Genomic DNA, 14,761 nt, shown 5'->3' on the forward strand with positions numbered 1-14,761 from the left:
GCCGGATTGGTTCCGCGCCTTTGACATCCTGGGCGCATGACGCCAGCGTTCGGCACCGCCGAGGAGTTCACCTCCCACCGCCCCCGCGTGTTCGGCCTCGCCTACCGACTGCTTGGTTCCGCCGAGGACGCGGAGGATACCTCCAGGAGGCGTACCTGCGCTGGCGTAGCGCCGACCGTGCGGCGATCGGACACCCTGGGGCCTGGCTCGCCAAGGTCGTCACCAACCTCTGCCTCAACCGACTCACCTCGGCCCGTGTGCAGCGCGAGCGGTATGTGGGGTCGTGGCTGCCGGAGCCCGTGTTCACCGAGGACGGGACGCTTGGCCCGCTGGAGTCCGCGGAGCAGCGTGACGCCGTGTCGGCAGCCCTGCTCATGCTGCTGGAGCGACTGACGCCGACTGAGCGCGCGGTCTACGTCCTGCGTGAGGCATTCGCCTACAGCCACCGGGACATCGCCGAAGTGCTCGATCTGGGTGAGGCCAACTGCCGCCAGCTGTACCGCAGGGCGGTGCAGCACGTAGCGGCGGCGCGCACCCGCTTCGAGCCCACGCTCGGGCGGCAGCGCGCGCTCGTCGAGTCCTTCGTGTCGGCGGCTCGTGAGGGAGACCTGGCCGGACTGGAGAGACTGCTCGCCTAAGACGCTATCTGGTGGAGCGACGGCGGCGGCAAGGTCAGCGCGGCCCTGCGTCCCATCGTCGGCCGGGAAAGGTCATGCGCTTCCTGGGCGGCGTGCAACGGTTCGCAGGCGGCTTGGCCCTCACCGTCGCCGAGGTCAACGGCGCGTCGGCGTTGGTGGTGCACGCGGCGCGGCGGCTCGTCGCCGTCGCGTCCTTCGCGTTGCGCGACAGCGGCATAGTCCAGGTGCACGTCGTCGTGAACCCGGACAAACTCGTGTTCGCGGGCCGGCAGTTCGCCGCGATGTCTCCCGGGGGGTGACCCGCGGGGGAGTGGGATCACCGGGGAGCTGTCACATCTGCGGGCGGTCGTCGGTTCCCAGCGGATGACGTGCGCTCCACCGGGGAGCGCACGCCCACCGAAGGGACACCAACTGCGATGACCACGATCCTGGTGACTGGCGGCACTGGAACGCTCGGCAGGCTCCTCACCGAGCGGCTGCGCGCGGAGGGGCACGAGGTGCGAGTGCTGAGCCGGCACTCCCAGCCGTATGCCGTGGACCTTCGTGAGGGCACAGGCTTGGCCGCGGCTGTCGCGGGCGTGGACACGATCGTGCACTGTGCGACGTCGCCGCGCGGCGGTGACGAGCGGGCGGCCCGCAATCTGATCGAGGCGGCCCGCCAGGCCGGGGTGCCGCATCTGGTGTACATCTCGATCGTCGGCGTCGACCGTGTGCCGTTCGGCTACTACCGAACCAAGCTCGCCGTCGAACGGCTGATCGAGGAGTCGGGTCTCGGGTGGAGCGTGCTACGGACGACGCAGTTCCACGACCTGGTGCTGCGGCTCCTGCAGGGCTTGGCCAAACTGCCGGTCCTGCTGCTCCCGGCGGGAGTCGCCGACCAGCCGATCGAGGCGGCGGAGGTCGCTGCCCGGCTGGCCGAGATCGCCACCGGGGAGCCCACGGGGCGGGTGCCGGACATGGGCGGCCCCGAGGTCCGTACTTTTCCGGAGCTGGCTCAGGCCTATCTGCGCGCGAGCGGACGGCGCCGTCCCATGCTGAACGTGCGCCTGGCCGGCACGGCCTACCACGGGTTCCGCGCGGGTGGGCATCTCGCGCCGGAGCGGGCCGTGGGCAAGGTCACGTTCGAGCAGTTCCTGGCGAGCCGTTTCCCTGAGCAGGACTGACGCCTGGATCGGAGGTCTGATCGTACGTCGGACTTCCGCTACCTGGGGGTTGTTCCGGCCGGGATGGGCCTGTCCGGCCATCGGCTCCACCGGCCCGTCCTGACCCGGTCAGGACACGTCACGGACCCCGGGCAAAGCCCAGCGAAGACCTTGGGTACCTGCGCTCTCGACGCATGGGAACGCGAACTCGCCGACATCATTTGGCCGGTGCCAGGGGACTGGGGTCCCTCTTCAAACGGATCTTGCCCAGAGCAGGACCGACGCGAGACTGACCGCTGCCTCGTATGAGGTGGCGGTCTTTTCGTATCCGGTGGCGATCCCGCGGAAGCCCTTGAGCCGGTTGAAGCAGCGCTCGACGATGCGCCTGCGGGGTCCGCCCGGGCCTGGATCTGTCGCAGGGCCCGAGCGACCACGCCGTCCACGGCGTAGCTGCGGAAACGGGTGTGGACCGTCCGCCACGGCCAGTAGCGTTTGGGCAGGTCACGCCAGGAGATTCCTGTCCGGATCTTGTGGACCATCCCGTTGACGACCTGCCGGTCCGACACCCGCGGCCGACCCGTGGCGGCCCTCGGTATCAGCGGAACGAGCAACTCCCACTGCTGATCCGTTAGTTCATCACGGCGTACCACGACACCATGATCTACCATCCGATGATCTTTGAAGGCGGACCCTAGAAGGCGGAGTTGATGAACCAGTGCGTCAGCAGGTCCTTGTCTCCGTCGTGTGTGAAGGCCGTCGCGTCGTGGTGCAGGCGGCCGTAGAGGAGGAGCAGCAGATCGGCTGCGGTTCCGTGGATGGTTGCGTCGGCGGTGTCGGTCGAGGCGGGGCTCGCCTCGAGTCCGAAGCCGTCGGGCCTCAGGCGGACGGACCAGTCGCCGTCACCGTCGTTCGCCTGGAAGCGGATGGCCTTGTCGGGAGCGCGCAGGTTGGCGACGTCGGGTGCGAAGAAGGTGGCGAAGGGGAGGTTGACGAGGAACTCGTCGATACCGTCGACCGCCAGAGGGCGGTCGATCGTGGGCCGGCGACCGAGTGCCAGGTCGGCGTCGACCCGGTGCAACAGCGTCTCGAAGAGCATCCGGCGCACCCAGAAACGGGCGTGCTGGTCGACGCCCCATGCCCACATGGGGAGTTCCGGGTCGGTGGCGGCGAAGGCCTGGGCGGCCACGGTCGCGCTCTCAGCCAGCCATTCGGCATACTCCTCCTGCCGGTCCGGGAGCCGCAGGTCCACCTCCCGCTTGCGCGGGGGTTCCTGAACGCGTGCGTGCAGGAGGCTCGAGAACCAGCGCTGGACGCTGCCGGTGTGCCTTACCAGGTCGGCCAGTGTCCAGTCGGGGCAGCTCGGAACCGGGGTCGTCAGGTCGGCGTCCTCGAGCGCCGCGACGAATCGGGTGGTCTCCACCGCGATCGCGGCGCGGTGGTCGACCGTTGCGGCTCCGTGTGCCGGGCGGTCCAGGGGCTTCATCGTGGGTGCCTTTCCAGGGGTGAGGGATGGAGGTGACGGCGGGTCGGACCGCCGTCATACGGGGGGAGTTGCGTTCTGCCGGTGCTGCGCGACCGGGGGAGCTGGTCTTCTCCGGGCCTCGTAGCCCGTCCTGCGGGAGAGGGGTTCGGATCCGGCAGGTATCAACCACCTCGCCCGGTCAGGGCTCGAGCAGCCTGCCGTTCACGCTGACTTGGCCCGGGACTTGGCCCCCGCGAGCTCCGCCGTCTCGGATGTGGCGAGCTTGCGCATCACGGGAGTGCGAGGCGTGGATGGCGTCCTGAGCCCGATGAGAGCGACAGCGGTGACCAGGATGAACGCGGCTCCGGCGAGGGCGAAGCTCAGCGTGAACTGGCTTTCCTGGGGAAGGGCGGGCATGCCGGCCGGCAGCGGGACGGACTTCGACGCCAGGAGCGATGTGATCACCGCGCTCGCGACAGCGCTGCCGACGGAGCGGGAGATCGAGTTGATGCCGTTGGCGATGCCGGTCTGGTGGGCCGGGACGCCGGCGACGATGAGCGCGGGCATGGAGGCGTAGCCGAAGCTGATCGCCAGACCGATGATCACGCCCGCGCCGATGACCGAGGCAGTGGTGTCGTGTGCGGTGGTCAGCCAGGTGAAGCCGAGCAACCCGAAGCAGGCCCCGGCGGCCAGCGTGAAGCGTGCGCCGAGCCTGCCCACCAGTACGCCGCCGAACTGGGCGCCGACGAGGGAAACGAGCGTGGTCGGCAGCAGGTAGACGACGGAGGCGGCGAGGACGGACGCGCCGAAGCCGTAGCCGACGAGGTCTTCGGGCATCTGCACGAGGTACGAGACGCCGATGAAGTGCGTGAACATCGCGAAGCCCAGCAGCAGGCCCGCCAGGTTGGTGAACAGAACGGGCCGGTGGACGAACATCTTCATGTCCACCATCGGGTCCTTGACCCGGCTTTCGGTGAGGACCCACACACCCGTCATGACGACCGCACCGGCGAAGGCGCCGAGCGTACGGCCGGACGTCCAGCCCCACTCGTGCCCCTGCGAGATTGGCAGCAGCAGAAGCACCAGCAGCATTCCCAGGGTCAGCGCGCCCAGCCAGTCCGTGCGTCCGCCGGCTTTCGTCCGGGAGGCGGGCACCGTGATCAGTACGCCTGCCAGGGCCACCACGGCGAGTACGGCGGCCAGCCAGAAGACCCGGTGGTAGTCGGGGTCGGAGCCCCGGGTGAGGAGGCCCGCACCGACCAGGGCGAATCCACTGCCGAACGCGAGGGTTCCGCTGACCAGCGCCATCGCTCCGTGCAGTTTCTCCGGCCGGATCTCCTCACGCAGCACGGAGAGGGCGAGCGGGAAGATCGCGGTCGCCGCACCCTGCATCACCCGCCCGACGATCAGCCACGTCAGCGAGGTCGTGGTGGCGGCGAGCACTGACCCGGCGATCATCACGATCAGCACGCCGACGAGCGTGGGCTTCTTGCCGTGCTGGTCGCCGAAGCGGCCGAGCAGCGGGGTGAACACGGCGGCCGACAGCAGGGTGGCCGTGGTCACCCAGCTCACGTTCGCCGTGGTGGCCTTCAGGTCGCTCTGGATGATGCCCAGGATCGGGACCACCAGGGTCTGCATCATCGAGACGACCATCGCGGCGAGCCCGAGGACCAGGACGATCCCGGTGTGCCCGGAGGGCCTCGTCGACGCTGCGTGCGTTGCGTGGGACACGGAAGCTCTGGCCTAACTGTTTGAGAACCTCGATGCTTGACAACTTCAAGCAATGGGCCAGACCGTATCCCGCGATATTTGAGATGGTCAAGCTTCCTGGCTTAGGGTGACTCACATGACAGGAACCCGCGGTGTCGACACGGCGCAGCTCATGGAGCTGCTCTCGGTGTCGCTCGGTGCCTACTACGGCGATTTCACGGTGGCCGCGGCGAGCGAGAACCTCACGGCCAGCCAGGGCAAGACGCTCAACGTCCTGCGCCGCGGTCCCGCCGCGATGCGCGTCCTGGCTTCCATCCTGAGCTGCGACGCGTCCAACATGACCGGGATCGTCGACCGGCTGGAGAAGCGCGGTCTGGTGCGCCGTGAGCCCAGCCTCACCGACCGTCGCGTCAAGAACGTCGTCCTCACCGGCGAGGGCGAACGCACCATCGACCTGATCCGCGGCAAGATGCACACCACGCGCGCCGGCCTGGACAACCTCAGCGCCGAGGAGCAGGCCACCCTCTATGCCCTCCTGGAGCGCGCTTTCACCCCGCAGCCCACCCGCGTCTGACCGCGCGCCACCGGTCCCGGCTGCGGCGTGTCGGGCCGTGCCCATCAGCGCTGCGCATGGTTGCCGTGAGCGGCCGTACGGCGTCCACGACGAACATGCTTGTTCACTAGCCCCACGACAGGCCAGGAGCAGGGCTTTCACAGGCTCACCTCGCACGACGCTCTCGGCCGTGCCCGTATGCAGATCCTGGACCGTGACTGGAAGGTCTGCTCCCAGGAGCCGGCCGCCGACGCGAAGGTCTCCACGGACACGGAGCTCGACTTCGGGGCGGTGAAGCTTAAGGAGGGCTGCCCTGCCGAGGACCAAGCGGAGCCCAGCGCCGTGGGTGGGACGATGCCGAACTTTGCGGGCAAGAGTGTGAAGGCCGCTCGCCACACGCTCGACTCCAGCACATCGATCACCGTCACCGACGCGTCCGGCGACGCCCGCTTCATCCTCGTCGAGTCCAACTGGCAGGTCTGCAACCAGGCTCCGAATGCCAGTACGAACAGGAAGAGGCTGCCCGTCGAGTTCGGTGCGGTCAAGTTCGGGAAAAAGTGCCCCTGATCCCCTCGCGGAACGGGCTGTTCTGGGTGCAGGAACTGTCCGTCCCGGGATGGGCAGCCGTCGCGGCCGGACACACCGCGGCGACAGCCGGCACAGTGAGGGACTCATCACCGCGGGGATCGGCAAGGCGCGGAAGCTGATCCTGGGCGGTGGGGCTCCGATAGCCGTCCAAACGGCCTTCACCTGTCCGGAGCTCACCTTGCGACGGCGGGGTGGCACGGGGCGAAGGTGTCGAACAGGTCCGGGATCGCCTGCCGGTTGCCTTCGTCGTTCCACTGCAGCAGGACGGGGAGCTCATTCGCCGATGTCGAAGCTCGACCATTTCCCTGCCTCGAATGCGGCAATTCAGGAAAAGGCGGTGTTCATATGGCCCAAATTGCCATGACGGCACATGTCGGCTTGCGAAGCCGTCAGAATCCGCTGGGTGATGCGTCTTCCGGAACACGAGCAGCGACAGCGCGCCGGCAAGCTACTTCTCGTTCTGCTCGGTGTGATGTCCCTGGGGGTCTTCGCCTGGATAGGTGTTTCCAGCAGCGATACCGCAGGTCAGATTACAGGCGTGGCCGGACTGGCTGTGTCCGTCGCGGGGCTGGCGCTCGCGTTGGCCCCGTTCTTGCAGCCACCCCCTCCGACGAGCGAGAGAGAACTGGCAGACATCCTCGCCGAGACGCTCCGGGGCCAATGGGACGACGAGGTGGGGGCCCGCAGACTGCGTGACCCGTCGGTGATCCCACTGGTGTGGTCTGCCACCGAGCGGTCCGTCGCGGACACCCCGAACTCCATCGCGGGTTCCAGCGGCACCCGGATCCGGACCCAGGCCCTCGAAGGCCGCCTCCACGGCAGCTTCGACGAGGCGATTCGTCGACTGGGTGACGGATACCGGCAGATCCCCAGCGGACGTCTTGTGGTACTCGGCGAGCCCGGAGCGGGCAAGACCGTGCTGGCCATCATGCTTGTGCTGGGCCTTCTGGGAAACCGTGAGAGCGGCGTCGCGGTACCCGTTCTGTTGTCGGTCTCGAGCTGGGACCCGGTGAGCGAGTCGTTGGACGACTGGATCGTGCAGTCGCTCGCCACGGCCTACTACAACGGTCGTCCCGAGGTCCCACGCCGTCTGCTCGACCGACGCCTGCTGCTGCCGGTGCTGGACGGCTTGGACGAGATGCCCGAGTCGGCACGACGCAGCGCCGTCCGCGGCATCAATCTCGCGTGTGGTGACGGGCGGGGGGTCGTGGTGACCTGTCGATCGACAGAGTACGAGGACGTGATCGCGGGCGGTGCGCCGGTCCTGCGTCGGGCGCCGGTGGTGGAGGTCCGGCCGGTTCCCGCGTCGGACGCTCGCGCCTACCTGAGTGCCGTCGACTGGCCGGAGGCCACCGACTGGAGCGAGGTCTACGAGCGACTGGAGACGGAGCCCGACAGCGCTGTGTCCACAGCGCTGTCGACCCCGCTGATGCTGTCCCTGGCCCGGACCGTCTACCAGCACTGCCCCGAGGCGCCGGCCGGTCTGCTGGACCACGGCAGTAGACACGAGGTGGAGGACCACCTCGTCGACCGCGTGATCGTCGCGGCCTACGCGCCCCGGCAGGCACCGGGCGAGCTGTCCAGTGCCGGGCCGGACTGGCGAGTTCAGGCCGATGAGGCAGAGCGCTGGCTCACGTACCTGGCCAGGTACCTGCACCAGTACCGCGAACGCGACCTCACCTGGTGGCTGATGAGCGGCCGCCTGCTGTCCCTTTGGGCCGGACCCGCCATCGGTATCGGGCTGGGAATGATCGTGTTGCTCGGGGCCAGCGCCATGGCCGCCCTCATGCCGACGACCACGGCCGAAGACGTCCTCGCCACCGGTGCCGGTACCGGAGGCGGGTTCGCCGTCCTGGCCATGTTCACCTGGTTCGCAGCCCCCGAACGGCCCCCCGGTCGGCTGTCGTTCGCGGTACGCGGATCCTTGGGCCGACTGCGCCGCGGTTACGCCACTGGACTCGCGCTGACCGCGATTCCCGCCCTGCCCCTGATGGCCGCGGGCGCCGTGACCATCTCGATCGACACCGGGTGGTCCGCCGACGCGGTACGGAACTATTTCAGCGGGATCAGCACGCTGCTGGCGGTCGCCTCGTCGATCGGTCTGGCGCTGGCCGTGCATAACTGGCTCGACGCGCCCCCCGAACGCTCGAGCCGGGCCGACCCACTGGACTTCCTCGTCCAGGACCGCAAGTCGTCCCTGACCGCGGCGCTGTGTGCCGGAACGACGCTGTCCCTCTCGGCGGTCCCCCTGCTGGCGATCGTGGTGTCGGCGGACCTCGTCATCGTGGCGGTCGCCACCGGTTGGTCCCACGAGCCGATCATCGAGGAGGCCGTCGCCGGCCTGGCGTTCGACGACCTGGGCGGCCTGCTCGTGACGATGTGTCTGTGCGGAGCCGGAACTGTCCTCGCGCTTCTGGTCCTGCTGACGAGGGCCTGGCCGCGGTTCCTTCTGACGCGTCTGGTTCTCGCAGCGCAGCGCCGGCTTCCGTGGCGTCTGATGGGATTTCTCGCCGACGCGAGGCTACGGCAGCTGCTGCGCCAGTCCGGTGGGACCTATCAGTTCAGGCATGTCCGTCTGCAGGAGCGGTTGGCGAGCCGGTCGCTCGCCGAGGATCGTGAGCCGCCCGATCCGAGCGTCGTCACCCGGCGGCGGCGTCGGCTGACCGTGACGGTCGCCGTGGTCATCGTGGCGCTGTGCCTGATACTGAGCAAGGCACTGCCCAGCGACACCTCGCAGGCGACTTCGATCACCGGTGACATCGACGGCATGGTGCTCAGCCCGGACGGCTCGACCGCGATCACCCTCGCGAGCGGGGAAGTGACCCGCTGGAAGACTGAGACGGGGGTGCGGACGGGAGCGCGGCACCACCCACGGCTGCCGTCGGCGGAAGGACCCTCGAGCCTCACGCAGACAGCCGCCGGCCGAATCGTGGCCTACCAAGAGGGCACGATTCACGCATGGGACGCCGACACCGGCGAGCATCTCGGACACCCGAAGCCTGTTCACCTTCACGACTACCAAGACAGAAGTCACCGCTGTGAGTACGACATCGAGCAATCCGTCACCCTCAGCGGCGACGGCACGCGCCTGGCCCTTGAGGGTAGACGCTGCCTGCTGGTCTGGGACGTCGTCAAAGACGCTCCCGTCGCCCTGGCGTGGCTGCCCGACGAGCAGTTCGAACGGCACATCGCGCTGAACGAGGACGGCACTCGGCTGACCGTATGCAGCCCGGGCGGCCTGGCATCACGCGCTGTCCTCGTCAGACGGTGGGACCTCGCAGGTGCCGTCGACGCGGACGACGTCCCGACCATCGACGCATCGGGGCGGTCCCACATCGATCTGCAGGACTACTTCCGGATCACACTCAGTGGCGACGGTACCCGTCTCGCAGCCAGCCGGAACAACGAGGTACGGGTGTGGGACACAGGCCTGGTCCCGGGGACTGGCCGGGGAAGGAAAGTAGCGGATCTCACCGGCCACGTCGCGGACGTAAACCACCTCGCACTCAGTGAGGACGGAAGCACACTGGCCGCAACGGCTGAGGGCACCGCCCGCTTCTGGACCGCCGAATCCTGGCGATGATCCATCAAGGCCCTGACAGGGCGCGTCCGGAAGGGCGACGACGCGGCGTCGAAGCGGCGAGGGCGGCCAGCTTGATCCCTAACCTGTGCGGCGTGGTCGTGGGGTTGTTGACTTCTTCGTTCGCTGTTTCGTAGTGCCTGGGTTGCGGACTGTGTGCACGTCGTGGCGCGAGGCGGGCCGGTGTGCTTTCGTCCGGGTGGTCGTCCGGGCCGGGGCGGGAGGGTTTCGGTGCTCTGGCGGGGCAGGCGGTCTGCGGGCGGAGGTGCCGAAAGTCGCGGCGAACGCGAGCAGGGGTGAGTCTGTCCGGCGGGCTCGGTTTCACGGCCGGCGCAGGTCGGCGGCCAGCGGCCGGGCCAGCCGCGGCTGGGTGTAGACGGCGAGGATCAGCCAGGTCCACCGGTCAGCCGCTTCAAGAGTGCGGAGCTTCGGGCAGGTCCAGCCCAGCGTCTGCTTGAGCAGCGGGAAGGTGTGCTCGATGTCGAAGCGCCGCACGAAGACCTGCCAGAGCAGGGCGACCTGGAGGCGGTGGCATCGGTGCCCGACCACCACAGCCACACCGGCTTCGGGGTCGCGCCGCCGGGCAGGTACTCGACCTGCAGACGGATCACGGTGCCCTCGATGACGGGCAGAGGGCCGAGCTGGAAGACCCATGCAGAGCGGTGGGTCAGCCTGGGGTGGAGTCGGTCCCAGGCCCGGACGGTGGCCGTGCCATACAGACGGGTCTCGGTCATGGTCGCCGCATCAGGACCGTTCCAGGTGGCCGGGTCGCCGAAGACGAAGTCGCCGCCGTGGCGCGGTGGGCGGTCGCGGGTGCCAGGTTCGCGGTGCGGTGCCGCCCGGCGCAGGACACGGTCCGAGCGCATCCTGCCCAGCACCTGCACCGGCAGATCTGCCAGCAGGTGGGCCAGCCGGGGCAGGTCGTATCCCGCATCCACCACGATGAGGATGTGCGGTTCGCCGTCCGTCCACTCTCCGGCCTTGATCACCCGCATCCACCACGATGAGGATGTGCGGTTCGCCGTCCGTCCACTGTCCGGCCTTGATCAGCCGCTCGGTCAGCTCGCGCATCTGCCGGACGGTGACCGTGGCGGCGTCGTTCCCCGGCAGCAGACGCAGGGCGTCCAGCGGTGCGGTCCAGGAACTGCGGCCTGGTCCGTTACGCGCTGACTCCCCTTCCCGCCTCCCGGTCCCGCTCCGCGCGCTGGAGTCACCCGGTCGGGTGAAGACGCCGGCGGGGAAGAACCTTCCACCGAGGTTCGCACGTGGTGGCGTACGCGGGGTCGGGTTGCAAGTGGGGAGGGGCCGAGTTGCCGCGGCAGACACCAGATTCTCTGTTCCTGGGCAGGCAGGAGGAACTGAGCAGGATGACGGGCCGACTGGAGGCGGCGGCCCGCGGCGCGCCCCAGGTCGTGCTCGTCGACGGCCCCGCCGGCATCGGCAAGACCTCACTGGCCCGCCGTTTCCTGTCCGATGCCGCCGCGGAGTGCTGCGTGGTCAGGGCCAGCGGTGAGGAGCTGGAGACGGAGCTCGCCTACGGTCTCGTCGCACAGCTCGTACCGCAACTGCCCGACGTGCCGGAAGGTCTGAGTGAGCCGTCCCTCGGCACGCGCGCCGCTACGGCGGACCCGATCGCCGTCGGTGCCCTGCTCCTGGAGGCCCTGGGCCAGGCCCAGAGCCGTGCCCCGGTGGTGGTACTGATCGACGACGTCCACTGGGCCGACACCCCCTCACTGCACGCTCTCACCTTCGCGTTGCGGCGGCTGCGCAGGGACCGGCTGCTGGCGGTGCTGCTGACACGGGACGCCCATGACCCCAGGATGCCCCACGGACTGCACCGCATCCTCCACGACGACACCACGCTGAAGCTGACGCTGAAGGGCCTTGCCCTACAGGACATCGTCGCGCTCCACGCGGCCACCGGAGCGTCCGCCCTGCCTCGCTGGGCGATCGCCCGGCTGCGCGAGCACACGCACGGAAACCCGCTACACACCAAGGCACTGCTGCAGCAGGTCCCCGCGGACGTTCTCGGTGGTCACACCGTCCTGCCTGCTCCCCGCCGGTATGAGCGGCTCGTCTCCGCACGGCTCGCCCACTGCGGTGCCGCCGCACGCCACCTGGTCGAGGCCGCCAGCGTCCTCGGCCTGTCCTGCGCCCTGCACCAGGCGGCACAGGTGGGAGCGGTGCCGGACCCGATGGGCGCGCTGACGGAGGCAATGACGTACGACCTCTTGGAGGAGGCTCCCGCCGACGCGGTGCTCAGGGTCGCCTTCCCTCATCCGCTGCTGCGGGCGGCCGTCTACCGGGGGCTGGGGCCAGCCGAACGCTCCCGCCTGCACCACCGGGCGGCCGCCTGCTCCGAGGACAGGTACGCCGCACTGCAGCACCGGGTGCACGCCGCCGTCGCACCGGACGGGGAGCTCACGGACGAACTCATCCGCCTCGCCACGGAGGAGGCCGAGAAGGGTGCCTGGGCGGCGGCCGCAGCGGCGGCGATCGCCGCCGCCAGGGTCTCACCCCAGGGCGACCTCCGTGAGCGATGGCTGATCCAGGCGGTCGAGTACCGTCTGCTCGCCGGGGATGTCAGTCAAGCCGCCGAACTCGAGCAGACGGTCCGCGACATGGCACCCGATGTCGAGCAGCAGTACGTGCTCGGGCATCTCGCCCTCACCACGGGGCGCCTGGAGGAAGCACGCCGAAGGCTCGCAGCGTGCTGGGAGAGCTGCGACGCGGCCACCGGAGCCGAAACCCTGCGCAAGGCCGCCGAGCAGATGGCCTGGCTGTGCCTCATCCAGGGGGACGCACCGAACATCGTGAAGTGGGCGCGGCTCGGGCTGGAACTCCCGCGGGGCAGCCGGTCGTCCTTCCTGCAGGACTCCCTCGCCATCGGATTGGCGCTCTCCGGCCGGTACGAGGAAGGCATCGGGTCCCTTGCCCACCTTCCCCGTTCGGGGCCCCGCCAGACCCCCGGACAACAGGACGGTCTGCTCGCGCGGGGCATGCTGCAGCTGTGGAACGGACAACTGCCGGAAGCACGCCGGGATCTGCGGGAGGCGTTCGCCGCGCACCGCCGTGGCGGGCTGCCCTACGCGGCTCTCGTGGCGCTGGGCTTCCTCACCGACACCGAATACCGGTCCGGGCTGTGGGACGAAGCCGTCGCGAACGGCACTCAGGCCGTGTCCCTGGCCGAGGACACCGACCAGATATCCATCCTGGCGGTCGTCCATGCCTTCACCGCGTTCCCCCTGGCCGGCAGGGGCGACTACGAGGCCGCCGAGGCACACGCCAGAGCCGCGACGCAGCACGCCCGGACCCTGGCCGACGTCAACGACGGTGCGTTCGCGGCGACAGCGCTCGCGCTGGTGCACACCGCACGAGGCGACGACGAGCGCACTGTGGCCGAGCTGAGTCCCTTCCTGAGTGAGAAGATCGCCCACCGCAGCGGCCTGGAGGAGGTCGGCATCGTCCCCTGGCGTCCGCTACTGTCGGAAGCCCTGACACGCCTCGGGCGCACGGAGGAAGCCCTGGACGTGCTCATCCCGTACGAGAACGGCGCGACCGCGCGAGGCCGATGGCTGGAACAGGCCACCGCAGCGCGGTGCCGGGGCCTGTTGGAAGAGTCGTACGGCCATCGGGAGGCCGCGGACCGGGCGTTCCGGCAAGGGTTGCGGCTCTGCGGGCAGGGGACACCGTGCTGGGAAGAAGCACTGCTGCACCTCTCCTACGGCACGTTCCTGCGCCGCACGGGCCGGCGCAGGAAAGCGGTGGCCGAACTGGAGGCCGCTCATCAGAAGCTCCTGCGTCTGCGGGCCACGCCGTATCTGGAGCGGTGCACCCGCGAACTTGCCGCCTGTGGCCGCGTGACAGCACGTCCCGGCGGTGTCCGGCATGCGGAGCTCACCGCGCAGGAGCTGACCGTGGCCAGGCTGGCCAGGCGGGGCATGTCGAACCGGGAGATCGCACGGGAACTGGTCCTCAGCGTCAAGACGATCGAGTACCACCTCGGCAACGCCTACACGAAGCTCGGTATCAGCTCGCGGATGGGGCTGATCGCCAAGCTGGACGAGGAAGGCTGACGGGTGGGTCACCGGCCGGCCGCCCCCTGTTCCTCCCAACCCCGGGCCCGCCCCCGGAAACCCAGGGGACGACCCCGGGGAATCACCGAGGCGGGCGGAGCCGCGCCTGCCTAGCGTGCGGAGCGGATGGACTCCACGTCGGACACGTGCTCCGACCTGCAAAGGGGGAAAATGGTGCCTTCAGCGCCGTCCAGGGCCTACAGGTTCTGCTGCGCCCTGATACTGGGCCTCGTTCTCGTAACGGCGAGCGGCTGCTCCGAGCCTTCGGAACCGCCTGACCCGGACCCGGTGATCTACACACCGGACGAGACGACTCCGGAGCCCGACCCGACAACACCCGAACCCGATCCGACGACTCCGGATCCTGAGCCGACGACTCCGGAGCCCGACCCGACAACACCCGAACCCGCTTCGACGACGCCTGACCCCGACCCCGAACCCTACGAAGAGCCGGTGAAATGGTCTGTTCCCGACAATGTGGTCGGCGTCTGGTGCGGCGGCGCGAACGACCAGCCGGACGGCCACTGGACGTACGCCTTCACCGAGGAGGGTGCGTTCGCGGCAGAGAACGAGCGCTACAGCTACTACGGGTATGTGGTCACCGAGGGAGACGTCATGACCTTCTACATGGAGGGGGCGGATCCGTACCAGTCGACCTGGGCGGTGGGCTACGAGGACGCGCTCAGCGTCGATCTTCTCTACCTCGACGGCTACAGCTACTACCCGGGCAGCTGTGACTCCTGAGGCCCCGGTGCGCAGGCCGACCCGGTCCGGCGGCGGCCGCGCGAATGTGTCCGGCACGGCACCCGGGGCGCACCACCCGTCGATGCCCGGCACTCTCGCGTGCACTCGGTGCACCGCACTCGCTGTTCCGCACGGTGCACGCACCGTCGATCGACCCCTTCCTCGGCTTCGATGACGGCCTCGAAGAGCCTGCCCCGATCGATGTGCTCCGGGGGGCATTGGAGTGGCGGGTGAACGGCCTGGTGGCGTGGCTCCCGCACCGGCGCGC

At 69.3% G+C, this 14,761-nt stretch carries 10 protein-coding genes and 2 pseudogenes; 8 read left to right on the plus strand and 4 right to left on the minus strand.

Translation table 11 applies throughout. The features are described from left to right. Positions 1-257: 257 nt before the first annotated feature. From K4G64_RS40985 to K4G64_RS08590, 3 genes are all read left to right on the plus strand, one after another. Positions 258-638, plus strand: a complete 381-nt coding sequence (locus K4G64_RS40985; RefSeq protein ID WP_308122285.1) for a sigma factor-like helix-turn-helix DNA-binding protein — start codon at positions 258-260, stop codon at positions 636-638. Positions 639-712: 74 nt separating this feature from the next. Then, the gene (locus tag K4G64_RS39970; protein ID WP_260460189.1) at positions 713-937 is read left to right on the plus strand and encodes a hypothetical protein; all 225 of its coding nucleotides are present in this window, start codon (positions 713-715) and stop codon (positions 935-937) included. Between the two features lie 117 nt (positions 938-1,054). Continuing rightward, positions 1,055-1,801, plus strand: a complete 747-nt coding sequence (locus tag K4G64_RS08590) for an SDR family oxidoreductase (protein ID WP_221755429.1) — start codon at positions 1,055-1,057, stop codon at positions 1,799-1,801. Positions 1,802-2,032: 231 nt separating this feature from the next. Here K4G64_RS08590 and K4G64_RS41335 read toward each other — a convergent pair. The 3 genes and pseudogenes from K4G64_RS41335 to K4G64_RS08605 form a co-directional block, all read right to left on the minus strand. Continuing rightward, positions 2,033-2,430 (minus strand): annotated as a pseudogene (locus K4G64_RS41335) (transposase). 41 nt (positions 2,431-2,471) lie between these two features. Next, positions 2,472-3,263 (minus strand): maleylpyruvate isomerase family mycothiol-dependent enzyme, encoded by a 792-nt coding sequence (locus K4G64_RS08600; RefSeq protein WP_221755431.1) that lies wholly within the window; start codon positions 3,261-3,263, stop codon positions 2,472-2,474. A 201-nt stretch (positions 3,264-3,464) separates the two neighbouring features. Continuing rightward, entirely contained in the window at positions 3,465-4,973 is a 1,509-nt protein-coding gene (locus K4G64_RS08605; protein ID WP_221755432.1) for an MFS transporter, read from the minus strand. A 115-nt stretch (positions 4,974-5,088) separates the two neighbouring features. Here K4G64_RS08605 and K4G64_RS08610 point away from each other — a divergent pair, with 115 nt between their 5' ends. The 3 genes from K4G64_RS08610 (at position 5,089) to K4G64_RS08620 (ending at position 9,676) form a co-directional block, all read left to right on the plus strand. Further along, positions 5,089-5,526: a MarR family winged helix-turn-helix transcriptional regulator gene (locus tag K4G64_RS08610; RefSeq protein ID WP_260460190.1), complete on the plus strand. Its 438-nt coding sequence runs from the start codon at positions 5,089-5,091 to the stop codon at positions 5,524-5,526. 177 nt (positions 5,527-5,703) lie between these two features. Further along, the gene (locus tag K4G64_RS08615; protein WP_308122286.1) at positions 5,704-6,072 is read left to right on the plus strand and encodes a hypothetical protein; all 369 of its coding nucleotides are present in this window, start codon (positions 5,704-5,706) and stop codon (positions 6,070-6,072) included. A gap of 559 nt (positions 6,073-6,631) precedes the next feature. Next, positions 6,632-9,676, plus strand: coding sequence for an NACHT domain-containing protein (locus tag K4G64_RS08620; RefSeq protein WP_221755434.1), 3,045 nt, complete (start codon positions 6,632-6,634; stop codon positions 9,674-9,676). Positions 9,677-9,754: 78 nt separating this feature from the next. On the opposite strand, the pseudogene K4G64_RS40990 reads toward K4G64_RS08620, so the two are convergent. Beyond that, a pseudogene (locus tag K4G64_RS40990) lies at positions 9,755-10,825 on the minus strand (transposase); the annotation flags it as partial. 116 nt (positions 10,826-10,941) lie between these two features. Here K4G64_RS40990 and K4G64_RS08630 point away from each other — a divergent pair. After that, a complete protein-coding gene (locus K4G64_RS08630) occupies positions 10,942-13,749 on the plus strand; it encodes an AAA family ATPase (protein ID WP_308122287.1) in 2,808 nt (935 codons plus the stop codon). A 453-nt stretch (positions 13,750-14,202) separates the two neighbouring features. Then, positions 14,203-14,493, plus strand: a complete 291-nt coding sequence (locus tag K4G64_RS08635; protein WP_221755436.1) for a hypothetical protein — start codon at positions 14,203-14,205, stop codon at positions 14,491-14,493. Positions 14,494-14,761 lie beyond the last annotated feature (268 nt).

The organism is Streptomyces sp. WAC04114, from assembly GCF_019733245.1.
Lineage (GTDB): Bacteria > Actinomycetota > Actinomycetes > Streptomycetales > Streptomycetaceae > Streptomyces > Streptomyces massasporeus_A.

Coding starts and splice junctions, on each gene's coding strand:
- K4G64_RS08590 (WP_221755429.1), top strand. CDS start 1,055: ATGACCACGATCCTGGTGACTGGCGGCACTGGAACGCTCGGCAGGCTC.
- K4G64_RS39970 (WP_260460189.1), top strand. CDS start 713: ATGCGCTTCCTGGGCGGCGTGCAACGGTTCGCAGGCGGCTTGGCCCTC.
- K4G64_RS08610 (WP_260460190.1), top strand. CDS start 5,089: ATGACAGGAACCCGCGGTGTCGACACGGCGCAGCTCATGGAGCTGCTC.
- K4G64_RS08600 (WP_221755431.1), bottom strand. CDS start 3,263: ATGAAGCCCCTGGACCGCCCGGCACACGGAGCCGCAACGGTCGACCAC.
- K4G64_RS08615 (WP_308122286.1), top strand. CDS start 5,704: ATGCAGATCCTGGACCGTGACTGGAAGGTCTGCTCCCAGGAGCCGGCC.